This is a genomic window from Hyphomicrobium sp. 802 (assembly GCF_000526135.1).
Lineage (GTDB): Bacteria > Pseudomonadota > Alphaproteobacteria > Rhizobiales > Hyphomicrobiaceae > Hyphomicrobium_B.
Map to the genome: position 1 here is coordinate 94,714 of NZ_JAFM01000001.1, position 23,956 is coordinate 118,669.

At 60.8% G+C, this 23,956-nt stretch carries 24 protein-coding genes and 1 pseudogene; 21 read left to right on the top strand and 4 right to left on the bottom strand.

Translation table 11 applies throughout. The features are described from left to right. The first annotated feature begins 383 nt into the window (after positions 1-383). From HYP802_RS0100450 to HYP802_RS23415, 7 genes are all read left to right on the top strand, one after another. Positions 384-1,916: a peptide MFS transporter gene (locus tag HYP802_RS0100450; RefSeq protein ID WP_024274927.1), complete on the top strand. Its 1,533-nt coding sequence runs from the start codon at positions 384-386 to the stop codon at positions 1,914-1,916. A 154-nt stretch (positions 1,917-2,070) separates the two neighbouring features. Continuing rightward, a complete protein-coding gene (locus HYP802_RS0100455) occupies positions 2,071-3,018 on the top strand; it encodes an acetyl-CoA carboxylase carboxyltransferase subunit alpha (protein WP_024274928.1) in 948 nt (315 codons plus the stop codon). 175 nt (positions 3,019-3,193) lie between these two features. After that, positions 3,194-4,153, top strand: coding sequence for a murein L,D-transpeptidase family protein (locus HYP802_RS0100460; RefSeq protein ID WP_013950021.1), 960 nt, complete (start codon positions 3,194-3,196; stop codon positions 4,151-4,153). Between the two features lie 76 nt (positions 4,154-4,229). After that, positions 4,230-5,072 carry a murein L,D-transpeptidase family protein gene (locus HYP802_RS0100465; protein WP_244420938.1) on the top strand — a complete coding sequence of 281 codons (843 nt, stop codon included), beginning with the start codon at positions 4,230-4,232 and terminating at the stop codon, positions 5,070-5,072. A 109-nt stretch (positions 5,073-5,181) separates the two neighbouring features. Next, positions 5,182-6,186 carry a L,D-transpeptidase family protein gene (locus HYP802_RS21970; protein ID WP_013950023.1) on the top strand — a complete coding sequence of 335 codons (1,005 nt, stop codon included), beginning with the start codon at positions 5,182-5,184 and terminating at the stop codon, positions 6,184-6,186. Between the two features lie 135 nt (positions 6,187-6,321). After that, on the top strand, positions 6,322-6,903 hold the full coding sequence (locus HYP802_RS0100475) for a TIGR00645 family protein (RefSeq protein WP_013950024.1): 582 nt from the start codon (positions 6,322-6,324) through the stop codon (positions 6,901-6,903). Between the two features lie 213 nt (positions 6,904-7,116). After that, entirely contained in the window at positions 7,117-7,290 is a 174-nt protein-coding gene (locus HYP802_RS23415) for a hypothetical protein (protein WP_155831084.1), read from the top strand. A gap of 56 nt (positions 7,291-7,346) precedes the next feature. On the opposite strand, the gene secA is transcribed toward HYP802_RS23415, so the two are convergent. Next, complete coding sequence (gene secA / locus HYP802_RS0100485; RefSeq protein WP_013950025.1) at positions 7,347-10,301, bottom strand: preprotein translocase subunit SecA; 2,955 nt, start codon at positions 10,299-10,301, stop codon at positions 7,347-7,349. A gap of 411 nt (positions 10,302-10,712) precedes the next feature. On the opposite strand from secA, the gene HYP802_RS0100490 reads away from it, so the two are divergent. The 4 genes from HYP802_RS0100490 to mutT all read left to right on the top strand — a co-directional run bounded on the left by HYP802_RS0100490 (position 10,713) and on the right by mutT (position 14,122). Then, positions 10,713-11,633 carry a peptidylprolyl isomerase gene (locus HYP802_RS0100490; protein WP_013950026.1) on the top strand — a complete coding sequence of 307 codons (921 nt, stop codon included), beginning with the start codon at positions 10,713-10,715 and terminating at the stop codon, positions 11,631-11,633. A 94-nt stretch (positions 11,634-11,727) separates the two neighbouring features. After that, the gene (argJ, locus tag HYP802_RS0100495; RefSeq protein ID WP_013950027.1) at positions 11,728-12,975 is read left to right on the top strand and encodes a bifunctional glutamate N-acetyltransferase/amino-acid acetyltransferase ArgJ; all 1,248 of its coding nucleotides are present in this window, start codon (positions 11,728-11,730) and stop codon (positions 12,973-12,975) included. Positions 12,976-13,034: 59 nt separating this feature from the next. After that, positions 13,035-13,694, top strand: a complete 660-nt coding sequence (locus tag HYP802_RS0100500; protein ID WP_013950028.1) for a thiopurine S-methyltransferase — start codon at positions 13,035-13,037, stop codon at positions 13,692-13,694. After that, a complete protein-coding gene (gene mutT, locus HYP802_RS0100505; protein WP_013950029.1) occupies positions 13,691-14,122 on the top strand; it encodes an 8-oxo-dGTP diphosphatase MutT in 432 nt (143 codons plus the stop codon). The genes HYP802_RS0100500 and mutT overlap by 4 nt, the downstream gene beginning before the upstream one ends. Here the strand turns inward: mutT and HYP802_RS0100510 are convergent. After that, entirely contained in the window at positions 14,067-14,975 is a 909-nt protein-coding gene (locus tag HYP802_RS0100510; RefSeq protein WP_013950030.1) for a methyltransferase domain-containing protein, read from the bottom strand. The two genes, mutT and HYP802_RS0100510, sit on opposite strands and share 56 nt — an antisense overlap. An 80-nt stretch (positions 14,976-15,055) precedes the next feature. Between HYP802_RS0100510 and HYP802_RS24080 the strand changes: the two are divergent. The 10 genes and pseudogenes from HYP802_RS24080 to HYP802_RS0100555 all read left to right on the top strand — a co-directional run. Next, a pseudogene (locus tag HYP802_RS24080) lies at positions 15,056-15,286 on the top strand (double zinc ribbon domain-containing protein); the annotation flags it as partial. A 30-nt stretch (positions 15,287-15,316) separates the two neighbouring features. Next, complete coding sequence (locus tag HYP802_RS0100515; protein WP_244421071.1) at positions 15,317-15,856, top strand: ComF family protein; 540 nt, start codon at positions 15,317-15,319, stop codon at positions 15,854-15,856. A gap of 136 nt (positions 15,857-15,992) precedes the next feature. Beyond that, positions 15,993-16,253, top strand: coding sequence for a glutaredoxin 3 (gene grxC / locus HYP802_RS0100520; protein ID WP_013950032.1), 261 nt, complete (start codon positions 15,993-15,995; stop codon positions 16,251-16,253). Between the two features lies 1 nt (position 16,254). Beyond that, positions 16,255-17,133: a carbon-nitrogen hydrolase family protein gene (locus HYP802_RS0100525; RefSeq protein ID WP_013950033.1), complete on the top strand. Its 879-nt coding sequence runs from the start codon at positions 16,255-16,257 to the stop codon at positions 17,131-17,133. After that, the gene (locus HYP802_RS0100530) at positions 17,130-17,582 is read left to right on the top strand and encodes a DUF1178 family protein (protein ID WP_013950034.1); all 453 of its coding nucleotides are present in this window, start codon (positions 17,130-17,132) and stop codon (positions 17,580-17,582) included. The genes HYP802_RS0100525 and HYP802_RS0100530 overlap by 4 nt, the downstream gene beginning before the upstream one ends. A gap of 133 nt (positions 17,583-17,715) precedes the next feature. After that, positions 17,716-18,786 carry a biotin synthase BioB gene (bioB, locus tag HYP802_RS0100535; RefSeq protein ID WP_013950035.1) on the top strand — a complete coding sequence of 357 codons (1,071 nt, stop codon included), beginning with the start codon at positions 17,716-17,718 and terminating at the stop codon, positions 18,784-18,786. After that, complete coding sequence (locus tag HYP802_RS0100540; protein WP_013950036.1) at positions 18,770-19,903, top strand: 8-amino-7-oxononanoate synthase; 1,134 nt, start codon at positions 18,770-18,772, stop codon at positions 19,901-19,903. The genes bioB and HYP802_RS0100540 overlap by 17 nt, the downstream gene beginning before the upstream one ends. Further along, positions 19,900-20,547, top strand: a complete 648-nt coding sequence (gene bioD / locus HYP802_RS0100545; RefSeq protein ID WP_013950037.1) for a dethiobiotin synthase — start codon at positions 19,900-19,902, stop codon at positions 20,545-20,547. The genes HYP802_RS0100540 and bioD overlap by 4 nt, the downstream gene beginning before the upstream one ends. After that, complete coding sequence (locus HYP802_RS0100550) at positions 20,544-21,803, top strand: adenosylmethionine--8-amino-7-oxononanoate transaminase (RefSeq protein WP_013950038.1); 1,260 nt, start codon at positions 20,544-20,546, stop codon at positions 21,801-21,803. Before bioD ends, HYP802_RS0100550 begins: the two co-directional genes overlap by 4 nt. Continuing rightward, positions 21,800-22,780 carry a beta-ketoacyl-ACP synthase III gene (locus HYP802_RS0100555; RefSeq protein WP_013950039.1) on the top strand — a complete coding sequence of 327 codons (981 nt, stop codon included), beginning with the start codon at positions 21,800-21,802 and terminating at the stop codon, positions 22,778-22,780. Before HYP802_RS0100550 ends, HYP802_RS0100555 begins: the two co-directional genes overlap by 4 nt. A gap of 9 nt (positions 22,781-22,789) precedes the next feature. Here the strand turns inward: HYP802_RS0100555 and HYP802_RS0100560 are convergent, their stop codons facing one another. Both HYP802_RS0100560 and HYP802_RS0100565 read right to left on the bottom strand, forming a co-directional pair. After that, positions 22,790-23,368 (bottom strand): YceI family protein, encoded by a 579-nt coding sequence (locus HYP802_RS0100560; RefSeq protein ID WP_013950040.1) that lies wholly within the window; start codon positions 23,366-23,368, stop codon positions 22,790-22,792. 2 nt (positions 23,369-23,370) lie between these two features. Beyond that, positions 23,371-23,946: a cytochrome b gene (locus HYP802_RS0100565; RefSeq protein ID WP_013950041.1), complete on the bottom strand. Its 576-nt coding sequence runs from the start codon at positions 23,944-23,946 to the stop codon at positions 23,371-23,373. Positions 23,947-23,956 lie beyond the last annotated feature (10 nt).

Consider the following 23,956-nt stretch of genomic DNA (forward strand, 5'->3'; position numbering starts at 1 on the left):
CCGACCGCATGGGAGACGCTAGTGAGCCGCCTCGACCGGACCTGCCATCGTGCCGCTGCGTCAGCGTCGAAACCCGCGACACGTTTTTCGCCACTGGTATCAACCGTAGCGATCGCGCGCAGATCTTCTATAAACGCTGATCGCGTCCTGCCGCGGCGTTTCCAGACGTCGGCGCGCGCGAACGTGCTTGACGCCGCCATAACGGGATCGCGGCGCCACGCACGGGGGGCACGAGCAAAGCGAGGGTGCTATTTTGCGAACGGGAGCGGACCGATGGACATCAGAAAATTCCGTCCGGCCATTCGAAGACCGATGCCGACCTTGGTCGCCGCGGCGCCCCCTGAGCGAACCGGCACAATGACGAGCGTTGCGAAAGGCGCTTGATGTCGTCGCATAACAACCAGGGCGCTCCCGCCGGATTTCTGGCATCAATCCTACCGGCCGCGCGCGGCTCGTGGCTTGGACTTAGTTCACATCCACAGGGGCTCTCAACCCTCTATTTTACTGAGTTGTGGGAGCGTTTTTCCTATTACGGCATGCGCGCCCTGCTCGTGCTGTTCATGGTCGCGCCGGTTTCGCAAGGCGGCCTCGGCTTCCCGACGCCATCAGCCGGAAGCATCTACGGCACGTACGGCATGGCGGTCTATCTGCTGGCTTTGCCCGGCGGCTTTATCGCCGACCGCATCATCGGGGCGAAGCGTTCCGTGCTGATCGGGGGGACGACGATCGCAGCCGGGCATTACGCGCTGGCGTGGCCATCGCTGACGACGTTCTATATCGGCCTGGCGCTTATCGCGATCGGAACGGGGCTTTTCAAGCCGAACATCTCGGCCCTCGTCGGCGCGCTCTACAGCCGCGACGATGACCGCCGCGATGCGGGGTTCTCGCTGTTCTATATGGGCATCAACGTCGGCGCGTTCCTGGCTCCGCTCGTCACCGGCTTTCTGGCCCAGAGCAGCGTCTTCAAGGACTGGCTTTCGGCGATGGGTTTCGACCCGACGCAAAGCTGGCATTGGGGCTTTGGTGCTGCCGGCGTCGGCATGACCATCTCGATGGTTCTGTTTGCGCGGAACATGCGCCATCTCAAAGACCCCGGCGTGGTCGCCAGTGAAACATCATCCTCTTTCCGCCAGCAGGCGGGTTATATGGCGGCTGTAACCCTCGGCTTGCTAGCACTGGCGTTTCTTTCCGATGTGAATGGCTTCCGCTGGCTCCGCTGGTTCTTCATCATCATTCCGCTGGTCGGCATTGCTTACGGTGCGACACGTCAGAACGCCGATGCGCATCGCATGGCCGCAGTCGGCGTCTACTTTCTCGCCGCCATGATTTTCTGGGCAATTTTCGAGCAGGCCGGGACGACGCTCTCGCTTTTTGCCGATACGCTGACGCGCAACGAATTCATCGGCATGCCCTTCCCGTCGTCCTGGTTTCAATCCGCTAACCCGATCTTCGTCATTATGCTGACACCGTTCGTCGCGGCGCTCTGGATGCGGCTTGGCGCGCATCAGCCGTCGTCGCCCGTCAAATTCGGGCTTGGACTAACGTTTCTTGCCGCGTCTTTCCTGCTGATGGTTCCGGCCGCCAACTATGCCGCCGACGGGCGCGTGTCGCCGATGTGGCTGCTCGGTCTCTATTTCCTATTTACGGTCGGCGAGCTGATGCTGAGCCCGGTCGGACTTTCGACGATGACGCGGATTGCGCCGCAGAAAATGTCCGGACAGGTGCTCGGGCTCTGGTTCCTTGCGACGGCATTCGGCGATAAAATCGCGGGCGACATCGGTGGCGCCTTCACGACCAGCGACCCGGATGCGCTCGCGCTTTCGTTCCTGGCGCAGGCCGGCTTGGTTGCAGCAGCGGCGGCCCTTATGTTCGCCGTTGCGCCTATTGTCAGGCGGCTCTCGGAAGGCGAAAGTTAAGCATTCACAACGCTGGTTACGCCTAGACAGCGGTCGGGAAGGTCTGTCGCCTTGACACCCGAAGCCAGCCATGGCGAATGTCGCGCGTGAAGCGGCTAGGCCGCACGCTTCAGTTGCACAGTCAGGAAAGCTTTCAGTGAACGCCACCACCGCATTGCGTACCTATCTCGATTTCGAGAAGCCCATTCTTGAGCTCGAAAACAAGGTTGCCGAACTGAAGGCCTTGCAGACGGACGGCAAGGGTCCGCAGATCACGGACGAGATCACGAAGCTCGAGCAAAAAGCGAAAGCAGCGCTCGCTGATACCTATGCGAAGCTGACGCCGTGGCAGAAGACGCTCGTTGCGCGCCATCCGGAACGGCCGCACGCGCTCGATTTCATCGGCGGCCTCATCGAAGATTTCACACCGCTCGCAGGTGATCGCTATTTCGCCGAGGACGAAGCCATCGTCGGCGGCATCGGCAAATTCCGCAACCGTTCGGTTGTAGTGCTTGGACACGAGAAGGGCGCCGATACCGAACAGCGTATCAAGCACAACTTCGGCATGGCGCGGCCTGAGGGCTATCGCAAGGCCGTGCGGTTAATGGAACTCGCAGACCGATTCAACCTGCCGATCATCACGTTCGTCGATACGCCAGGCGCCTATCCCGGTATCGGCGCCGAAGAGCGCGGCCAAGCGGAAGCCATCGCGCGTTCGACAGAATGCTGCCTGCGGCTCGGCGTGCCGATCGTCGCCGTCATCGTCGGCGAGGGCGGTTCGGGCGGCGCGATTGCCATTGCGACGGCGAACCGGATCCTGATGCTGGAGCACGCGATCTATTCCGTCATCTCGCCGGAAGGCGCGGCATCGATCATCTGGCGCGACAGCAACAAAAAAGAAGAAGCCGCGACCAATATGAAGATCACGGCGCAGGACCTCGACCAATTGGGCGTCATCGATGCCATCGTGAAAGAACCGACCGGCGGGGCGCATCGCGACCGCGAATCGGTGATCATCTCGACCGGCAATGCCATTGCGCGGATGCTCTCGGAGTTCGACGGAAAGTCGTCCGACGATATTCGCGCCCAGCGCCACGACCGCTTTCTGTCGATCGGCCGCTAGTTTGTGAGGCTATTGGGCAACGCCGGTGCGGCGCCCCCAGCACGCCGCATTTCGACACGATACTTGAGTTGACTGACCATCGTTCAAATCTCACTAAGGCGTTCGAGTTCTTTGTGCGCATAGTCCGCCCGGCTGCAACGGCGGGGACGTCAATCGGAACGGGAACGGGGCATTGGTGGGGACCAGCATCGGTTCGGCGCTACGGATGGTTGTGCGGCTGGCGATTGTCATCGCCACCGTGACGCTTAGCGCGTGCTCGAATACACCAACGATCCCGCCGCCCGCCGACGTGCCGCTATCCAAGGAGACGCTGGCGCTTCTCGCGAAAAAAGGAATGCAGCCGGGCTCGCCGGTTTTCATCCGGGTTTTCAAGGAAGAGTCAGAGCTTGAGGTCTGGAAGCAGCGCGACGACGGGCGCTTTTACCATTTCAAGACCTATCCGATCTGCAATTGGTCGGGCGCGATCGGGCCGAAGGAGCGTTATGCCGACCGGCAAGCGCCGGAGGGCTTCTATACCATCACACCGGCCCTGATGAATCCGAACTCTAAGTATTATCTGTCGTTCAACCTTGGCTATCCGAACGCCTACGACAAGTCGTGGGGCCGGACGGGTGATTCCGTCATGGTGCATGGCAATTGCCGGTCGGCGGGCTGCTACGCCATGACCGACGCGTTGATGGAAGAGATTTACGGACTGACGCGCGAAGCCTTGAAAGCCGGGCAGCCAAGCTTCCAGCTCCATGCTTATCCGTTCCGGATGACGGACGCGCGGATGGCGAAAGAAAAGCACAACAAGTGGTACGGCTTCTGGAAGACCATGAAGCAGGGCTACGACTATTTCGAGAAGTACCGGATTCCGCCCGCCATCACAGTTTGCGAACGGCGCTATGTCGTCGATGCGGTGTCGCGAAACCGTCCCGATCCGGCCGGCCCTTGCCCGCCGCTCGCACGGCCAATCGTGACGGCGTTCAAGCCGCTGCCGGAACCTGGCGGGGTTGACGTTGCGCATGGTAACAAGTTGAAAGGGATTACCGATCCCGACAACGAGCCGACGCTGGCCGATATCAACAAGGCGAAAGCGCGTCAGAGCACACAGGCAGCCGCCGTTACGGCGCCGGTCGCCAACGCAAACTGAGCCTCAGCGAGGCATTCGATAACGGTCCCAAACGTTAAGCGAGCCAACGTTGCAGAAGCCCCGCAAAAGACGTGCCTTGAAAATCTTTCTGTTCGTCGCGGCGTTGTTCGCGGCAGGGATCGCTGCATTCGCGACGATGCCGTCGTGGCTGCCGAAACTGCCGGACGGCGACCGAGCGCTAATCGCCTATGAACGCAGCCTGCGGTTGACGCGGTGGAGCCTTGGCCTGCCGCTGCCTGGCGAGCCCGATCTTCCGCAATTACCGGAACGGCTGGCGAAGGCCGGCGTCAAAGAAGGCGCGCCGATCCTAATCCGGATCTTCAAGAGCGAATTCGAGCTGGAACTTTGGATGCAGCGCGACGGCGCTTTCCGTCGCTTTGCGACCTATCCGATCTGCCGGTGGTCGGGGCGGATCGGACCGAAACATCGCGAAGGCGACGTACAGGCGCCGGAAGGATTTTATACCGTCGACCAGACGGCTCTCAATCCGAACAGCCGTTGGTATCGCTCGTTCAATCTCGGCTATCCGAACGCCTTCGATCGGTCGCACGGACGCACGGGTTCGTTCATCATGGTGCACGGCGGCTGCGCGTCCATCGGCTGCTTTGCGATGACGAACGCGCAGATGCAGGAAATCTGGCAACTCGTCACTGCGGCGCTGCAGAACGGGCAAAAACGCTTTCAGGTACAGGTTTATCCATTCCGGATGTCTGATGAGGCGATGGCGCGGTATGCGGGCAATCCGAACATCGCGTTTTGGAAAAACCTGAAAGAAGGAAATGACCTATTCCAAGCAGACGGGCAGCCGCCGAAGGTGAGTGTCTGCAACGGCGCCTATCGGTTCGCGCCCGGCGATGCCGGCTCGACTGGGGATGATTCGATTGATGACAAGTGCACAGCCGAGCAGGCTAAAAGCTAGCTGTATATAGCCTCACTTCTCGGGCCGAGTGTTGCACAAAGTCACTTAGAATCGCGCTTGACCGGCGATAGTGTGCGGCTCGCGCAGGAGTCAGCCGGTCGCAAATTCTATGGTGTCGTTCGATTTATCGCGTCTCAGGCTTGTCGCGGCGATGGTGCTCTGCCTCGCCGGCGTTCAGCACGCTTACGCGCTGACAATCGAGCTTAAGGACGTTGCCCCCGACCGGGTCGAGCGCCAGCGTGCTGCGGCGACCGGTGCGTTGCCGTTGCCCGGAACGCCCAACGTCGCGGTGCTGCAGGAACGCCTGCGCGACAAAGGCGTGACGCTTGCGTCTTCCATCATGATCCGCATCTTCAAGGCCGAGTCCGAACTGGAGATCTGGAAGCAGACGGGCAAGGATGGCCCCTTCATCCTGTTTGCGACCTATCCCATCTGCCACTGGTCGGGAACGCTCGGGCCGAAATTGAGCGATGGCGACCGGCAGGCGCCGGAAGGGTTCTACACCGTCTCGCGCTCACAAGCTCGTCATGTCGGCCGCTGGCCGATTTCCATCGACATCGGATATCCGAACATCCTCGACCAATCGCAGGCGCGCACGGGCTCGGACATCCTCATTCACGGCGGATGCTCGTCGGTTGGCTGCTTTGCGATGACGAATCCGGTGTCGGAAGAAATTCATCAGCTGACGCTCGCGGCAATCGACGCGGGAGAGACGCTCGTGCCGGTGCATGTGCTGCCGTTCCGCATGACGAACGAGAACATGATCGCGCAAAGCGGCTCGCCGTGGAAAGCGTTCTGGAACAACCTCAAGGACGGCTACGACCTGTTCGAACGGACCCATCGGCCGCCGTCGGTCGGTGTGTGTAGCGGGCGCTACATTTTCAGTGAGACGCCTCCTGGCGCCCTTCCCGGTCCGCTCGACGTCTGCGAGCCGACGCTGGCGTCCATCCGAGAACAGGACCAATGGCTCAACGGTGTTCCGCCGCCGACGGCCGCGCTGCCGAAACTCGTGACGCCAGCGGCCGCGTCAAAGTCGGCGCCTATCCCGCAAATCCAGACGAGCCTCGAAAGCGACACCCCGCCACCGATGTTCTCGTGGCCTCTCGTCCGATAGTCGGCTTCGAAGGCCAGCGCTTGCGCCCGTTATCCTGAAGCCTTACTTGGCCTTTATAACCATTGCATAATGGGTGCGATGAGCATTTGCCGCACACGTTGTGCACCGGATGACACAGGAGCGAGGACTATACGCATGGCTGAAAAGAGCGTCGCGAAGCGCGTCGAGATATTTATGGAGAACATGCTATTCAGCGCGCGCTGGCTGCTTGCACCGTTCTATTTCGGCTTAGCCATTTCGCTGTTCGTGCTGCTCATCAAATTTTTGATGGAGCTGCTGCACCTCGCCGAGAGTGCGTTCACGTCAACAGAATCCGACGTCATTCTTGGACTGCTGACGCTCGTCGATCTGACGCTGACGGGGTCGCTGCTGATTATCGTGATCTTTTCCGGCTACGAGAACTTTGTCTCACGGATGGATCACTCCAACCACGACGATCGCCCGGAATGGATGGGCACCATCGACTTCTCAGCATTGAAGCTCAAGATGCTGTCGTCGATCGTGGCGATTTCTGCTGTCCAGCTTCTGCGTCAGTTCATGTCGCTCGGCACGGTCACGCCCGAGCGCGAAAAAGAGCTGATGTGGCTGGTCATCATCCACTTGGTGTTCGTCGTCTCGAGCGTTCTGCTCGCCCTTTCCGACCGCATCGCTGGCGGACACCATGGCGAGGCCAGCGAGGCTCCCGAGAAGGCCGCCGCGAAGACGAATGGCCACTGATCTTCGGGACCTAAACAGCAAATGGGCTAGCTGAAAAAGGCTAGCCCACTTTCCCTTCAAAACTCCTCGGCTTCACTAGGAGCCAATTAATTTAGCCCTGGTAATTCAGTCTTGGGCGGATTCCTGCGCGTTGTTTGTCCACAGCCATTCGTGTCCCTCTCCGGAACACGGTGCCTCGCCCGCCGTTTGTTTGACACAAACGGAGAGACGCCGATGAACTTGCTCCCCTTGCAGATCGTTCTGGGCTTCCAGGTTGCCGCCGCCGTCGTGATCTTTATCCAGCTCATGAAGGGCGAAGACGGCGACGGACCGCTGCGCGCAGAAAAAGCGGATCGCCTCCGCAAACATCGGGCGATCCTTCGATCACCCGGTGACGACGCGCGCTAAACTCTCATATCGCATCGCCGCCCTAGGCGAGCTATCTCGCAAAAAGAGATTGCTCGTCAGTCCATCTTGCCGTGGCAGTGCTTGTATTTCTTGCCTGAGCCGCACGGGCAGAGCGCATTGCGCGAGACGCGGCCCCAGGTGGCGGGATCGTTCGGATCGACTGCGCCATCGCTGCGGCGGCTCTGGAGCGGGGCGCGCTTCTCAGGCTCAGGCAGCGTATCGCGACGGGCACGGGCGCCTGCAATCGCGGCGTCGGCCATCGCCAGCTCAGGATCGCGCTCGACGAAATCGTCATAACCCGACGATGCATCCATGTGGTGCGCTTCCATCGGCGGCAGTTCGTATGGCTGCAGCATCGGCTGGTCTTCGGGCGGCGCCAACTCGACGTGCATGAGCTGACCCGTCACGTTTTCGCGCAGGTGGCCAAGCATGTTCTCGAAGAGGATGAACGCTTCAGATTTGTACTCGTTCAGCGGATCGCGCTGGCCGTAAGCGCGGAAGCCAATTACTTGGCGCAAATGCTCAAGCGTAACGAGATGCTCGCGCCAGAGATGATCGAGCGTCTGCAGCAGAACCATCTTTTCGATTTGACGATAAAGCTCCGGCCCCATCTCCTGGGTCTTGGCCTCAACCTTGGCGTCAACCGCGGCCTTGATGCGCTCGCGGATTTCTTCGTCGGCAATGCCTTCCTCGGCGGCCCAGGCTTCGATCGGAAGCTCAATGCCGTAGATGGCGTTGACCTGCTCGATGAGGCCCTTCACGTCCCACTGCTCGGCGTAGGCGGCCGGCGGGATGAAGCGCGTAACAAGCACGTCGATCAGCTCGTTGCGCATTTCGTGTACGGTTTCTGAAACGTCCTCTTGGCCCATGATGTCGAGACGTTGCTCGAAGATGACCTTGCGCTGGTCATTCATCACGTCGTCATATTTCAGGATCTGCTTGCGGATGTCGAAGTTGCGCTGCTCAACCTTTTTCTGCGCGGTTTCGAGCGACTTGTTCATCCAAGGGTGCGTGATCGCCTCGCCTTCTTTGAGGCCGAGCGTCTGCAGCACCTTGTCCATGCGCTGGGAGCCGAAGATGCGCATCAGATCGTCATCGAGCGCAAGATAGAACTTCGAACGTCCAGGGTCGCCCTGACGGCCCGAGCGGCCGCGCAACTGATTATCGATGCGGCGGCTTTCATGGCGCTCGGTCGCAAGGACGTAGAGGCCGCCCGCTTCAAGTGCTTTTTTCTTCTTGTCGGCAACGTCGGCGACAAGCTCATCGCGCTTCGCCGAGATCGCCGATTCATCCGGCGGCGTGCCTTTCGCCATTTCCTCGGCGATCCAATCGCGAAGCCGGAATTCGGCATTGCCGCCGAGCTGAATGTCGGTGCCGCGACCGGCCATGTTGGTGGCGATCGTGACGGCGCCGGGCTGGCCGGCTTGCGCAACGATGTTAGCTTCCTGCTCGTGATAGCGAGCATTCAACACCTGATGCGGAATGGGATACTCGTTGCCCTTGGCGTCGTTGACGAGCCTCGTCAGCAGCGCCGCCATATCGGTGAAGTGCTTGCGCAGCTCTTCTTCCTTGCCCGGCTTCAGGCTGGCGGCCTGCTCCTCCAGCTGCTTGGCGAGACCCTTGATGTACTTCTTGTCTTTCAGAAGCTCTGAAAGCTGCTCGGAGCGCTCGATCGACGTCGTACCGACGAGAATCGGCTGGCCGCGGCTCATGGCTTCGGCGATGGATTGGACGATCGCTGCGAGCTTCTCGCGCTGCGTGCGATAGATCTCGTCGTCCTCGTCGAGACGGCTGACCGGAAGGTTGGTCGGGATCTCGATGACTTCGAGGCCGTAGATGTCGAGGAATTCGGAGGCTTCCGTCATCGCCGTGCCGGTCATGCCGGCGAGCTTCTTGTAGAGGCGGAAGTAGTTCTGGAAGGTGATCGACGCCAGCGTCTGGTTCTCGGGCTGGACCTCGACGTGCTCCTTGGCTTCGAGCGCCTGATGCAGACCTTCCGAGTAACGGCGGCCCGGCATCATGCGGCCGGTGAATTCGTCGATGATGACGACCTGGCCGCCTTTGACGATGTAATCCTTGTCGCGCTGGAACAGCTTGTGGGCTTTGAGCGCCTGCGTGAGATGGTGGACGAGCGTGACGTTGTCGATGTCGTAGAGCGAGCCTTTGAGCAGGCCCGCGTCTTCGAGCGCACGCTCCATCTTTTCGTTACCGGCTTCCGTAAAGGAAACCTGGCGCTGCTTTTCATCGAGCTCGAAGTCTTCGGGCACTAGGAGCTTCATCAGCTCGTCGATCGACTGATAAAGATCGGCGCGGTCTTCGAGCGGGCCGGAGATGATCAGCGGCGTGCGGGCTTCGTCGATCAGGATCGAGTCGACTTCGTCGACAATGGCGTAGCCATGGCCGCGCTGAACCATCTCGGAATAGTTCATCTTCATGTTGTCACGAAGATAATCGAAGCCGAGTTCGTTGTTGGTGGCGTACGTCACATCGCAGGCGTAAGCGGCCTTGCGATCCTCGTCCGACATGTCATGGATGATGACACCGACAGTAAGCCCGAGGAAGCGATAGACCTGCCCCATCCAGTCAGCGTCGCGCTTGGCGAGGTAATCGTTGACAGTGACGACGTGCACGCCCTTTCCGGCCAAGGCATTGAGATAAACCGGGGCAGTCGCGACGAGCGTCTTACCTTCACCGGTCTTCATCTCAGCGATGTCGCCCTGGTGAAGCACCATGCCGCCGATCAGCTGAACGTCGAAGTGGCGCTGACCGAGCGTTCGTTTGGCAGCTTCGCGAACCGTTGCAAACGCGGGGACCAGAAGATCGTCGAGTGATGCGCCTTCGGCAAGCTGCTTACGGAACATTTCGGTGCGGGCGCGAAGCTCCTCGTCCGAAAGATTTTGCAGCTCCGGTTCGAGGGCGTTGATCGCCGCGACTCGCGAGCGAAAGCCTTTGACCCTCCGCTCGTTGGAAGAGCCAAAAATTTTCGAAGCGAGACCACCGAACGAGAGCATCTTTAAGTTCCGTCCCTACAAAATTCGTGTTGGCCACGCAGGCGCGCGACCAGGCTCAGTTTCAAGCGCCGGGCAGCATTCAGCAAAAAATGCGCGGCAAGGGGTGCCCCGCCACGCCTGCGTCAACATTCCCTCGGCGCTGCTAAACGCGCGGTCGTGATGGGCTCAAGACCCGATCCGATTAGCGGGAGACATAAGAACTCGCCCCCCTGACTGTCAATGTTCTGTGCGCGACGGCAGAGGATGGCGATTTCCGGGCACCCTCCCAACTTTTAACTTGGTTTTCGGCCTCCGGGCCGCTATCGAGGCGCGCTTATTGGCCGCCCGCGTGCGGTTACGCCGTCGTGCCTGAATGAGCTTAAGAGACGGCCCATTATTTCGACTTCAAACCCACAGCGGAGCCCAACGCCGATGAAGCGCATTGCCCTGGCTATTTTCACATTCGCGCTCGCAGGCGCAGCTTTGCCGCTGGCAGCCGCGGCCGACGACAAATCGCCGGCATCGCCAGATAAAGTCATTGCAACGATTGACGGAAAACCGATCACGGAAGGCGATCTGGCGGTCGCGGAAAGCGAAATCGGCTCCGATATGGGCACGATGCCAGGGCCGCAAAAGCGGGCATCTCTGCTCGAATTCCTTATCGACAACCAGCTCTTTGCCGAGGCTGCCGAGAAGGACAAGCTCGACCAGTCGGCCGATTTCCAGACGCGCCTCACCTACCTGAAGCGCCGGGCGTTGCGTGAGCTTTATTTCGAAAAAGTCATCAAGACGGGCGTGACCGATGCCGATGCACGCAAGATTTACGATGAGCAAGTGAAGCTTTTGAAGCCGGAAGAGGAAGTATCGGCACGGCATATTCTTGTCGATACCGAAGCAGAAGCCAAAGCTTTGAAGGAAAAAATCGACAAGGGCGCCGACTTTGCCCAGCTCGCCAAAGAAAACTCGAAAGATCCGGGCTCGAAAGACGATGGCGGCAACCTCGGTTACTTTGGCCACGGGCAGATGGTGCCGCAGTTCGAAGAAGTCGTCTTCAAGCTCAAGAAGGGCGAGGTTTCGGACCCGGTGAAGACCCAGTTCGGCTGGCATCTCGTCAAGCTAGAGGATCGCCGCGTAAAGCAGCCGCCCGCATTTGAGATCGTCAAGGATCGCATCATCCAGTCGCTGCTGCTCCGCAAAGCGCAGCAAACAGCCGTCTCGCTGCGGTCGGGCGCGAAAGTCGATGTCGTCGATCCGGAAATCAAGAAGGCGATCGACGAGCGGCAAGCCATGATCCAAAAGCAGTCGCAACCGAAGGCGGTCGATACGCCGGCGCAGGACGCGCCGAAGCCTTAACCGCTTCGATCACCGAAAAGAATTCAGACGGGCTGCTTGATTATGGCAGCCCGATCTGTTTCAGGGAGCCTCTTACTCAGCTGGAGGTTCCCTCATGGGCAAAGTCACGAGCGTTTCCCCGTTCGCGCCCGCAAGTCTTGCAAAACTGCCTGTCATCGAGGGCGTCGCGTTTGCGACCGCCGAAGCCGGCATTCGCTATAAAAATCGCACCGACCTCCTGCTCACGGTGCTCGCTGAGGGGACCTCGGTCGCGGGCGTTCTGACGCAATCGAAAACGGCGTCAGCGCCGGTCCTAGCCTGCCGCAAACACCTGAAGAAAGGCACAGCGCGGGCGCTGGTCGTCAACTCTGGCAATGCCAACGCCTTCACCGGCAAGAAGGGCGCCGAGGCGGTAGATATCACCGTCACGCATGCCGCCGACGCGGTCGTATGCAAGCCGCACGAGGTTTTCGTTGCGTCGACAGGCGTCATCGGCGAACCGCTGGATGCGGAAAAATTCGCGCATCTTCTCGCCGATCTTGCAAAGCGCGCCGAGCCTGACGCTTTCGAGGCGGCGGCGCGCGCGATCATGACGACGGACACCTTTCCGAAACTCGCGATGCGGACCGCGCTCATCGGCGACGTCGAGGTGACGATCAACGGCTTCTGCAAGGGTGCCGGCATGATCGCGCCCGACATGGCGACGATGCTGTGCTTCATTTTCACGGATGCCGCCATTTCTTCCGATGCATTGCAGGAACTCCTGGCCGAGCATGTCCAGACGACGTTCAACTGCATGACGGTCGATGGCGATACGTCGACCAGCGACACCTGCCTGATGTTTGCGACGGGCGCCGCAGAGACACGCGGGCAGAAGCCCGTGACGAAGGCGAACTCGAAAAAGCTGCAGGCGTTTTCGGAAGCGCTTCACGATTTGATGCGCGATCTCGCGATCCAGGTGGCGAAGGACGGCGAGGGCGTCTCGAAGTTCGTGACGTTCGAGATTACCGGCGCGAAGTCGTGGCATGCGGCGCGGACCATTGCACTGGCTTGTGCCAACTCGCCTATCCTCAAGACCGCGATTGCGGGCGAGGACCCGAACTGGGGCCGGGTCGTGATGGCGGTCGGCAAATCGGGTGAGGCAGCCGACCGCGATAAACTGACCATTTGGTTTGGTCCGCATTGCGTCGCACGCGACGGCGAACGCGCCGAAGAGTATGACGAAAAGACGGTTGCGGCCTACATGAAGAACGCCGAGATCGTCATTCGCGCCGACGTCGGCGTCGGCAAGGCAGCGGCCCGCGTTTGGACGTGCGATCTGACGCACGAATACGTGTCGATCAACGCCGACTACCGCAGCTAGGGGAATCACGGAGCAGGGCAAGCCTGACCGTGACATGGGATGAAAGGACCGATCACGCGATGGAACACAGCTTCTGGGAAGAGCGCTGGCAGCGCGGCGAGATCGGGTTTCACCAACCCCATATTCATGCCCAGCTGCAGCAGTTCTGGCCGGGGCTGTCGTTGCCGAAGGGGAGCATCGTGTTCGTGCCGCTTTCCGGCAAGACGCGCGACATGGTTTGGCTTGCCGAGCAGGGTCACAAAGTCATTGGTGCGGAGCTTTCCGAACTTGCGGTCCGCGACTTTTTCAAAGAGTGCGGACTGACACCCGCGGTCACGGCCAGCGGACCGTTTCATGTTTTCGAGGCAGGCCCTTACACGATCTATCAGGGTGATTTCTTCGCTCTGCCCGCGGATGCCCTTCGCGGCGTTGCCGTTTGCTATGACCGCGCCGCGATGATTGCACTGCCGCCCGAGATGCGGCCGCAGTACGCAGAAAAGCTCACGAGCGTGCTGCCGCCAGAGGCTGCAATTTTCGTGATCTCCATCGAATATCCTGAAGGCGAGATCAAAGGTCCGCCGTTTGCCGTAGCTCAGGACGAGGTGCGTGCGCTTTACGGCAAGCTGTACGACATCGACGTTCTCGAAGTGCGCGATGGGCTCGCAGCCAGCGACAACCTCAAGAAGCGCGGCGTGACACGGCTCGAAGAGGTCGCCTATCTGCTCAGGCAGCAGGCATGATGAATCCCCTGTTGCTCGTTGCGGCCGTCGCGCTCATCGACGACGATAATCGCGTGCTGCTCGCCCAGCGCCCCGAGGGCAAGTCAATGGCCGGACTGTGGGAGTTTCCCGGCGGCAAGGTCGAGGCAGGAGAAACGCCCGAGGATGCGCTCTGCCGCGAACTCAAAGAAGAACTTGATATTGAGCTGTGCCGGCCGTGCCTTGCGCCGTTCAACTTCGCGAGCCACGCCTACGAGAAATTTCACCTGTTGATGCCGCTTTATCTCTGCCGCACATGGGACGGTGAGATCTGCCCGCGCGAAGGTCAAACGATCAAATGGGTTCGCGGCATCGAACTGAGCCGCTATCCGATGCCGCCCGCAGATGAGCCCCTTATTCCGTGGCTCCGGGATCTTTTGGCCGAGATTTCAGGACATCGGCTAGGCTGACTTTGGCTGAGCCAGGTTGCAGCGGCTTCTGCTGGCTTTCGTGCGGCACCCAGCCCGTGAGCGTGACAATCTCGAAGGTCGCCGAGACACGGCCATTCGGCAGGCCGAAGCGGTCCTGATAAATCTCGGCTGCGCGCAAGAGCAGGCTTCGCGTTACGGGGGCGCGACGACGTTCGGCCAACGGATTGCTGGCGGCCATGGTTTTGAGTTCCTGCATCAGCGCTAGCGGCGACGCGTACGTCACCTCGATGATGTCGTTGTCGGCGACAGGCAACGCGAACCCCGCGCGTTGAAGCAGGCCGCCCAGGTCACGGACATCGGCAAACGGCGCGACCCGGGGAGAAGCGCCGCCGAGCACCTCGTCTTCCGCCAAAATCCAGGCTTCACGCAGCTCCTTCAGCGTTTCGCCACCGAGCAGCGCACCGAGAAACAGGCCATCCGGCTTCAGGGCGCGATTGATCTGGACAAGCACGCCCGGCAGATCGTTGACGAATTGCAGTGACAGCCCGGAGACGACGAGATCGAGAGCGGCTGGAGCGAACGGCAATGCTTCCTCGTCAGCGACGACCTTCCAGTCTTTCCCGCGCGAAAGAGCATCGTTGGCCGGTTCGACATCGACGATCCGGCCGATCGTTGGAAGCTGCCGGAGCCGCGCCGCCAACAGTCCATGATAGGCCCCTAGGCTGGCGGCCACAGGGAACTCCCGGCGCACGAAGACGAGGCGTTCGGCAAAGTCGTCGGCGACGCGTTCCAGCAGAAAATCGGGAAGCGGCTGGTCGGCGCGCATCCTGGCGATTCGATCGCGGCGGGCGCGGAGCAAAGTCCGGTCGAAAATGCGGGGCGCTACAGCCATTTTGTCTCTTTCCGCGGCGTCACGAGAACGGCGGCCGGGTTCCTCTCGCCCGCGTTAGCGCGTTGGGCTAGAGTTGTGCAATGTCGAATAGTCAGCCGGTTGCATATGAGGACTCCTCGGAGACATCGCGCCACGCCGGTCACTGGGCGTTCGCACGTGGTCTGAAGCACCTCGGACGCTCCGCTCTCGATGTTCTGCTGCCGCCACTGTGCCTTGGCTGCCAGACGCGCATTATGGACCACGATGCCCTGTGTCCATCATGCTGGCGGCAGGTCGCGTTCATCCGGCCGCCGCTGTGCGACAGGCTCGGAGTACCACTGGCAATAGACACCGGCGGACCGATGCTTTCGGCGGCTGCCATCGCCGATCCGCCAGACTACGACAGGGCGCGGGCCGTTGCCCGCTTCGACGGGCTGATGCGGCTGTTGATTCATGGTTTCAAATTCCACGACAGCCATAACGCGCGGCGGCTGTTCGGACGCTGGCTGGCGGTGGCGGGCGAAGAGTTGCTGGCGGACGCCGACGTGTTGATACCCGTGCCACTCGCGCGCTGGCGGCTGCTGTCGCGGCGGTTCAACCAGGCGCAAATTCTGGCCGCGGAAACAGGCCGGCGCGCGGGCAAGCCGGTTAATCCTTTCGCACTCGTCCGCCGCCGCTCGACGGGACACCAGGTTGGACTAACCCGGGCGCAACGCCTTAAAAATGTGTCAGGTGTTTTCCGTGTTCCCGCCAACGAATTGCCGAACGTGTCCGGAAAAGCCATAGTTCTGATCGACGATGTGATCACGAGCGGCGCGACGGCTTCAGCCGCCGCAATTGCCCTCAGACGTGCCGGTGCACGGCGCGTGGATGTCCTCGCACTTGCTATTGTTTCAGAATGATATTCCTGAAACTGCAAAGGGCGTGACATAGGCGCGGCACAGCGGCGCAAAACTGCAAAGCAAGGTTGCATGACCTCGCGAACGCGCTACTTTTGATTCGAATGATTTCTAATGGCGTAGTGAGAGGCGCCGAGCAATGCCGAAGGTGACGGTCTACACGGCTGGAAATTGCTGTTTTTGCCATATGGCGAAGGATTTGTTGCGTCGCAAAGGCGCGGCCTTCGAAGAGGTCGACCTGACTGGACGGAGCGATCTACGCGCGGAGCTGACCTCGCGCTCGGGTGGCCGGCGGACAGTCCCTCAAATCTGGATCGGCGACGTGCACGTCGGCGGCTGCGACGACCTTTACGATCTCGATAGATCGGGCCGGCTTGATACGCTGCTGACGGCGTCCTGAGATGGCATCCGGGTCCAAGACGGCTTTTCGCGCGGCGCTCGTCCAGATGCGGGCGGGCCGTGACGTCGGACGCAACGTCACTGACGCCGTCTCGCTCATCAAAGAAGCGGCCAGCAAAGGCGCGGTCTACATCCAGACGCCGGAATGCACGACGCTGATGGAACTCGACCAGCCGCGCCTGATGGCCGAGACGAAGCCAGAGCAGAGCAACCCTTCCCTTCAGGCTTTCACCGACGCTGCCCGTAAGCAGAAGATCTGGCTGCACATCGGCTCGATGGCGGTCAAGGTTGCCGAGGGACGATTGGCGAACCGGTCCTATCTTATTGCGCCGGACGGCAACGTCGCGGCGCGCTACGACAAGATCCATATGTTCGACGTCGACCTCGGCGGCGGCGAGATCTATAGCGAAAGCGCGAACTATCAAGCGGGTCCGAGCGCCATGCTGGCGGATCTGCCGTGGGGCCGCCTCGGCCTGACGATTTGCTACGATTTACGCTTTCCGGCGCTGCATCGGGCTCTCGCCAAGGCCGGGGCTAAGTTCATCGCCGGACCAGCCGCCTTCACGCGGACCACCGGCGAAGCTCACTGGCACACCCTTTTGCAAGCGCGCGCTATAGAGACGGGCACGTTCGTTCTGGCGGCGGGCCAGGGCGGCTTGCATGAGAATGGCCGGGAGACGTTCGGCCATAGCCTTATCATCTCACCGTGGGGCGAAATCCTTGCGGAAGCGGGCGTCGATCCCCAGGTCATTACTGCGGATATCGACGCCGCCTACGCGGATCAGATCCGGCGGAAAATTCCGTCGTTGATGCATGACCGCGATTTCGATGTCGTCGTCGCGACACCTTCGAAATCGCCGCACCTGGTACACGAGCAGTGATCAAATATCTTCTAGGATGTGCCTCCGGGCACGAGTTCGAGAGCTGGTTTCGCGCCAGCGCTGACTTCGACGCGCAGTCTCGCTCGGGTGAAATCGCGTGTCCGCACTGCGGTTCGATCGAAGTCAGCAAGCTGCCGATGGCGCCTTCGGTCGTCACCAAGCGTGCGGCGCTCCCAGCACAATCGACGCAAGACGCCAGTCCAGCGGCTGCCGGGGGTGGCGGCAACGGCGCTGCGGTGCGCGAGGCGCTCAGGGCCTTCGCTCAGAAGATTATTGCCAATACTGAGGACGTCGGGCCGCGGTTCGCCGAAGAAGCCCGTAAAATGCACTTCGGAGAGACAGAAGAGCGCCAAATCCGCGGCAGCTCGACGCTCGAAGAGGCCCAGGAGCTTGCAGAAGATGGCGTGCCGTTCGGCATTCTGCCCACGCCTCCGGACGAGCTAAATTAACCACCGAACCGATGCTTGCCCTTTTCCGGCGCAGTTCGCCGATCAGAGAGGCATTTTGACGGTTGCGAGACAGGCCGGAAGCGGTGCAAACATCTTCCGATAGGGCAGTACGCCCTACGGAGATCACGCCTGAATGACCTCGACCGTTGCCCGACTCGATCCGTCCGTGCGCGCTGCCAACCGCGCCGGTCCCGCAATCCGTCACGATTGGACGAGTGAAGAAGCGCTGGCGCTCTACGAGCTGCCATTCATGGATTTGCTCTTCCGCGCCCAAAGTGTCCACCGGACATCGTTCGATCCCAATAAAGTCCAGATGAGCCGCCTGCTGTCGATCAAGACCGGTGGCTGCGCGGAAGACTGCGGGTACTGCAGCCAGTCGGCCCATCACAAGACCGGCCTCAAGGCCTCAAAGCTGATGGAAGTCGAGCGGGTTATTTCGGAAGCGAAGAAAGCCAAGGCCGCGGGCGCGACGCGCTATTGCATGGGCGCGGCATGGCGCAGCCCCAAGAGCCGCGACATGGACGTCGTCGTGGCGATGGTCGAAGGCGTCAAAGCGCTCGGCATGGAAACATGCATGACGCTCGGCATGCTGACGGATGACGACATCGTCAAGCTACGCGACGCGGGCCTCGACTACTACAATCACAACGTCGATACGTCGGAAGCCTATTACAGCAAGGTGATTACGACGCGCACTTACGCCGACCGGCTAGACACACTCGCGCGCGTTCGTGATGCGGGCATGAAGGTTTGCTCGGGCGGCATCGTCGGCATGGGCGAAGAGCGCCAGGACCGCGTCGACATGCTGGTGACGCTCGCCAATCTCGACGAACATCCCGAGAGCGTGCCGATCAACATGCTGATCGCCATTCCGGGAACGCCGCTCGAAGATACCAAGCAGATCGATCCGATCGATTTCGTGCGCACCATCGCGGTCGCCCGCATCATGATGCCGAAGTCGTTCGTCCGTCTCTCGGCCGGGCGCACCGACATGAGCGATGAGATGCAGGCGTTATGTTTTTTTGCGGGTGCAAACTCGATCTTCGTCGGCGAAACGCTGCTGACCGCCGACAATCCCGGCGAAGACAAAGACGGCAAACTTTTCGCCAAGCTCGGGCTTTCGGCGCTTGAACTCGATATCGACACGTCTCCGGAGCACGAGCCCGCGACGTGCGCGGGACATCAGGATGCCAGGCAATCATGAGCGTGCGCTCGACGCGCTCTCCCGCCGTGGGCGTCTGAGAACGCTCGAACCGGCGCACGGACTGGATTTCACGTCGAACGATTATCTCGGCTTGGCGCAATCGCGCGCGCTTGCCGACGCCATCGAAGGGGCGATTGCGCGTGGCGTTCCGGTCGGCTCGGGCGGATCGCGTCTGTTGCGCGGCAATCATGCTGAGCACGAGCTTTTAGAGCAGGAAGCGGCGCACTTCTTCGGCGGCGAGACCGCGCTTTATTTCGGTGGCGGCTTCATTGCCAATACCGCGCTTTTTTCGACGTTGCCTGCACGCGGCGATCTCATCGTCTACGATGAGTTGATCCACGCCAGCGCGCATGAAGGCATGCGGCTGTCGAAGGCTGAGGCAAAGGCCGTGCGCCATAACGATGCGCAAGGTGTTGACGACGCGATCACGGCATGGCGCGCGACCGGCGGCACCGGGCAGCCGTGGATTGCGATCGAGAGCCTCTACAGCATGGACGGTGATCGCGCGCCGATAGCGGAACTCGCGACAATCGCGGATCGTCATGAGGCGATGCTGATCGTCGACGAAGCACATGCCACGGGCGTGCTCGGTCCGGATGGGCGCGGCCTCGCCGCCGATCTCGAAGGCCGCGAAAACGTCGTCACGGTGCATACATGCGGAAAGGCGTTGGGCGCGATGGGCGCGCTTGTGATTGCGCCGCGCACTATCCGCGATTTTCTGGTCAATCGCGGTAGAGCCTTTGTTTACGCGACGGCACCGTCGCCGCTGATGGCTGCCGCCGTGCGCGCGGCGCTCAACATTTGCCGCAACGATCCGCTGCGGCGCCAGCGCTTGCACGATCTCGTCGCGTTTGCCGCGCGGGAACTGACGACGAAAACGCGCTTTGCGGCTTCCGGCTCGCAGATCCAGCCACTTATCATCGGCAGCGACGGCACGGCGATGGCGCTTGCGACAGCGATGAAGACCAGGGGTTACGACATCCGCGCGATCCGTCCGCCGACCGTGCCGGAAGGCACGTCACGGCTTCGACTCACGATTACGCTCAATGTTTCCGAGCTTGAAATTACGCGCCTCATCGACGATCTCGCGGCGGCTGAAGCGGAGAATGCAGCATGACCATCCGCATCGTCGTCGCCGGCACCGACACGGATGTCGGCAAGACCGTTTTTTCCGCGGCGCTGACGAGCGCGCTCGACGGCTATTACTGGAAGCCGGTGCAGTCGGGCCTTCAAGGTGAGACGGATTCCGATGTCGTCAGCCGCGTGACCGATCTCGCGCAGTCGCACATCCTGCCGGAAGTCTATCGGCTGAACACGCCCGCATCGCCGCATTTCGCCGCCGAAATCGATGGCGTCGAGATTGATGCCCGGCAGCTATCGCCATTTGGGCTGCCGACTCCGCTCGTCGTCGAGACAGCGGGCGGATTGATGGTGCCGCTGACGCGCCGACTTCTGCAGGTCGATCTTTTGGCGCAGTGGCGTCTTCCGGTGATCCTGTGCGCATCGACAAAACTCGGCACGATCAACCATTCGTTGTTGTCGATCGAAGCGTTGAAGCGCCGAGCGATTCCTATTCTAGGCGTCGCATTCATCGGCGATGCGAATAGCAATAGCGAACAAGCGATCACTTCATTCGGAGGCGTTCGGCGCCTGGGCCGCCTCCCGCGGCTTGCCAAGCTCGATGCCCACAGCCTGCAACGCGCATTCGCCGAGAATTTCTCCGTTGCCGACGTCCTCGACATCGGGGCGGTCGGCCCATGACTACGTCACCGATCTGGCATCCGTTTACGCAACATGCGCTCGAACCCGATATGCGCCGCATTCGGGCCGCTGAAGGCGCGTGGCTCGAAGCCGACGATGGGCAACGGATCTTCGACGGCGTGTCGTCGTGGTGGGTCATCACGCACGGGCACCGGCATCAGAAAATCATCGCGGCAATGCGAGAGCAGGCGGAGGTGCTGGATCAGGTAATTTTCGCGGGCTTCACGCACGCGCCCGCGGAGGCCGTCGCGGCGGGATTGTTGAAAATCGTGCCGCCGGGGCTGTCGCACGTTTTCTTTTCCGACAGCGGCTCAACGTCGGTTGAGGTGGCGCTGAAAATGGCGCTCGGCTACTGGAAAAATATCGGCGCCAAGCGCACGCGTATTCTGGCGCTTGAGCACGGCTATCACGGCGATACCATCGGCACGATGTCGGCGGGGGCGCGCGGAGTGTTCAACGCTGCCTACGAGCCACTTTTATTCGAGGTCGGCCGCATTCCCTATCCGAAACCGCATCACGCGCAGCCGACGTTCGATGCGCTCGAGATTGCATGCCGCAAAGGCGACGTGGCGGCCTTTATCTGTGAGCCTCTGGTGCTCGGCGCGGGCGGGATGTTGTTCTATGACGCCGACACTCTGAACGAGATGCATTGCATCTGCAAAGCACACGACGTGCTGTTCATTGCCGACGAAGTCATGACGTGCTTCGGGCGCACCGGCACCGTTTTCGCGTGCGAACAGGCCGGCATCGCGCCGGACATCCTGTGCGTCGCAAAGGGGCTGACAGGCGGCTCAATCCCGCTTGCCGTGACGCTCTCAACTGATGCGATTTATGACGCGCATCTTTCGAAAGATCGGTCGCGGACGTTTTTTCATTCTAGTTCATACACGGCCAATCCGATCGCCTGCGCCGCGGCGGCGGCCAATCTCGATATCTGGCGGACCGAGCCCGTGCTGGAGCGCATCCTTGCACTCTCTCAAAAACAGGCTTTGTGTCTCAACGAACTGCAAACCGATCCGCGCTTTGCGAACTTGCGGCAACTCGGGACGATTTCGGCGTTTGAGCTTGCTGACCTTCAACCCGGCTATCTGGCTGACGTTGCCTTGAAGCTCAGAGCGCGATTACTGGAGCGCGGCGTTCTGCTTCGGCCGCTTGGCTCTACGGTCTATATCATGCCTCCCTATTGCACGACGAAGGATGATCTTCGGTTCGTCTACAACGTCCTTAGCGACGCCGTTGACGAGGTGCTGGCATGAGCGGAGTCGCCATCGTCGGGCACGGGCATTATGCGCCGGAGCGCGTCGTGCCGAACCGCCAGATCGAAGCGAGGCTCGGTCTCGAAGCGGGCTGGATCAAGCGGCGCACCGGAATCGACGCGCGGCGATACGCAGCCGAGGGCGAAGCGCTCTCTGATATTGCGGTCAAAGCTGGCGAGATGGCCCTGGCGCGGTCCGGCATGTCGCGCGACGACGTCGGGCTGCTGCTGCTTGCGACGTCAACACCCGATCATTTGCTGCCGCCGTCAGCGCCGCTTGTCGCGCATCGCCTCAGGCTTTCGAATGCGGGTGCAATCGACATGGCGGGCGCATGTGCGGGTTTTCTCTACGCGTTGACGCTTGCCGATAGTTTCGTGCGCACGCAGGGTATTCCGGTGCTCGTCATCGCGGCGAATATTCTTTCCCGCCGCATCAATGAAAGCGATCGGGGCAGTAGCGTGCTGTTCGCGGATGCGGCCGGCGCGGTCTTGCTGGCGCCGACCGAGCGTCGCGATGCTGGAATTATCGGCGCGCATCTCGCGTCGAAAGGTCAGCACTACGATCTGATCAAGATTCCGGGCGGCGGCAGCAGGATGCCGTTTTCCCAGATTACGGATCCGAAAGACGTCCTAATGGTGATGGAGGACGGCAAAGCCGTCTATCAGGGCGCCGTCGCGATCATGACGGACTGCGCCGAACGTTCGCTTGCAAAAGCGGGGCTCGCGCCGTCGGCGGTGACGGACCTTATTCCGCATCAAGCCAACGCGCGGATGATGACCACCATTGCGCACCAACTCGACATTCCGCCGGACCGTCTGCGTTCGACAATCGAGAACTTCGGCAACAGCTCGGCCGCGACGATACCGTTTACGCTGTCGGCGACGGCCGAAGCGCGGCCCTACAAGCAGGGCGACGTCGTGTTGATGACGGCGGCGGGCGCGGGATTGACCGGCGGCGCCGCCGTCTTCCATTGGTAGATTTCGCCGTTACTGACGAATGCCTTCAATGTTGAGGATCAACTCGACGTCCTTCGTTGCGGGGCCGAGATTGCGCAGGATACCGAAGTCGGCAAGCGTGATTTTCGTCGTGCCAGTGAAACCATCGCGATAGCCACCCCAGGGATCCTTGCCGCCGCCGACGTGCTCGGCATCGATCACGACTTCCTTGCTGGTGCCGTGCAGCGTGAGATTGCCGGTGACGGTTGCCTTGTTCGGGCCTGTCGATTTGATGCTTGTGCTTTCAAACGTGGCAGTCGGATATTTGTCGGTGTCGAGAAGGTCGGCGCCACGCAGATGCTTGTCACGCAGAGCAAGGTTTGTATCGACACTGGTGGTGTCGATATCGACTTTCACTTTCGAGGCGTCGGGGTTCTTGTCGTCGAACGCGAACGTACCGGAGAATTTGTCGAAGCGGCCGATGATCCAGCTGAAGCCCAGATGGTTGACCTTGAACGTGATCGATGCGTGAGCATTGTCGGTGTCGATCTTGTAGTCGGCAGCCATCGCCGGGGTAGACATCACAACCGCCGCCAACGATACGGCGAACGCTGCGTATTTGACCTTCATTGCTAATTTCCCTTTTCTAAGGTGCGTGATGAACTCTTTGGGCCGGACCACATGCGGGTCAGGATCTCGCTTCTGTCGATGATGTGATGCTTCAATGCCGCGATCGCATGAATGACGGCGAGCACAATGACGGCATACGCGAGAATGCGATGTATATTGCCGGCGGGCGTTTCGAGGCCGGGCAGCTTCGTAATTGCGGGCACGTCGAACCAGCCGAAGACGCTGACGGGCGCGCCATCCGCCGTCGAGATCAGGTAACCGCTGATCAGCAACGCGAACAACAGCAGGTAGAAGCCCCAATGGACCGCGAACGACGCTTTTCGCTCAAGCGGCGAAAGCTCGGCGTCGGAGGGCTTCGAATTGACCATGCGCCAGATCAGACGAACGATCAGCGCAAATAATAGAACCATTCCAAGGCTGCGATGAATGTCGGGCGCAGAATTGTAATAGGGGCTGTAGTAGTCGAGTCCGACCATCCAGAGGCCGAGGGCGAACATGGCGACGATCGCAACGGCCATAAGCCAATGAAACAGGCGCGAAATAAGCCCGTAACCGTCCAATGTGTCGCGAATGTACATATTGCTCCCG

Coding starts and splice junctions, on each gene's coding strand:
- HYP802_RS0100450 (WP_024274927.1), top strand. CDS start 384: ATGTCGTCGCATAACAACCAGGGCGCTCCCGCCGGATTTCTGGCATCA.
- HYP802_RS21970 (WP_013950023.1), top strand. CDS start 5,182: ATGGTGTCGTTCGATTTATCGCGTCTCAGGCTTGTCGCGGCGATGGTG.
- HYP802_RS0100475 (WP_013950024.1), top strand. CDS start 6,322: ATGGCTGAAAAGAGCGTCGCGAAGCGCGTCGAGATATTTATGGAGAAC.
- HYP802_RS23415 (WP_155831084.1), top strand. CDS start 7,117: ATGAACTTGCTCCCCTTGCAGATCGTTCTGGGCTTCCAGGTTGCCGCC.
- secA (WP_013950025.1), bottom strand. CDS start 10,301: ATGCTCTCGTTCGGTGGTCTCGCTTCGAAAATTTTTGGCTCTTCCAAC.
- HYP802_RS0100490 (WP_013950026.1), top strand. CDS start 10,713: ATGAAGCGCATTGCCCTGGCTATTTTCACATTCGCGCTCGCAGGCGCA.
- argJ (WP_013950027.1), top strand. CDS start 11,728: ATGGGCAAAGTCACGAGCGTTTCCCCGTTCGCGCCCGCAAGTCTTGCA.
- HYP802_RS0100500 (WP_013950028.1), top strand. CDS start 13,035: ATGGAACACAGCTTCTGGGAAGAGCGCTGGCAGCGCGGCGAGATCGGG.
- mutT (WP_013950029.1), top strand. CDS start 13,691: ATGATGAATCCCCTGTTGCTCGTTGCGGCCGTCGCGCTCATCGACGAC.
- HYP802_RS0100510 (WP_013950030.1), bottom strand. CDS start 14,975: ATGGCTGTAGCGCCCCGCATTTTCGACCGGACTTTGCTCCGCGCCCGC.
- HYP802_RS0100515 (WP_244421071.1), top strand. CDS start 15,317: ATGCTTTCGGCGGCTGCCATCGCCGATCCGCCAGACTACGACAGGGCG.
- grxC (WP_013950032.1), top strand. CDS start 15,993: ATGCCGAAGGTGACGGTCTACACGGCTGGAAATTGCTGTTTTTGCCAT.
- HYP802_RS0100525 (WP_013950033.1), top strand. CDS start 16,255: ATGGCATCCGGGTCCAAGACGGCTTTTCGCGCGGCGCTCGTCCAGATG.
- bioB (WP_013950035.1), top strand. CDS start 17,716: ATGACCTCGACCGTTGCCCGACTCGATCCGTCCGTGCGCGCTGCCAAC.
- HYP802_RS0100540 (WP_013950036.1), top strand. CDS start 18,770: ATGCCAGGCAATCATGAGCGTGCGCTCGACGCGCTCTCCCGCCGTGGG.
- bioD (WP_013950037.1), top strand. CDS start 19,900: ATGACCATCCGCATCGTCGTCGCCGGCACCGACACGGATGTCGGCAAG.
- HYP802_RS0100550 (WP_013950038.1), top strand. CDS start 20,544: ATGACTACGTCACCGATCTGGCATCCGTTTACGCAACATGCGCTCGAA.
- HYP802_RS0100555 (WP_013950039.1), top strand. CDS start 21,800: ATGAGCGGAGTCGCCATCGTCGGGCACGGGCATTATGCGCCGGAGCGC.
- HYP802_RS0100560 (WP_013950040.1), bottom strand. CDS start 23,368: ATGAAGGTCAAATACGCAGCGTTCGCCGTATCGTTGGCGGCGGTTGTG.
- HYP802_RS0100565 (WP_013950041.1), bottom strand. CDS start 23,946: ATGTACATTCGCGACACATTGGACGGTTACGGGCTTATTTCGCGCCTG.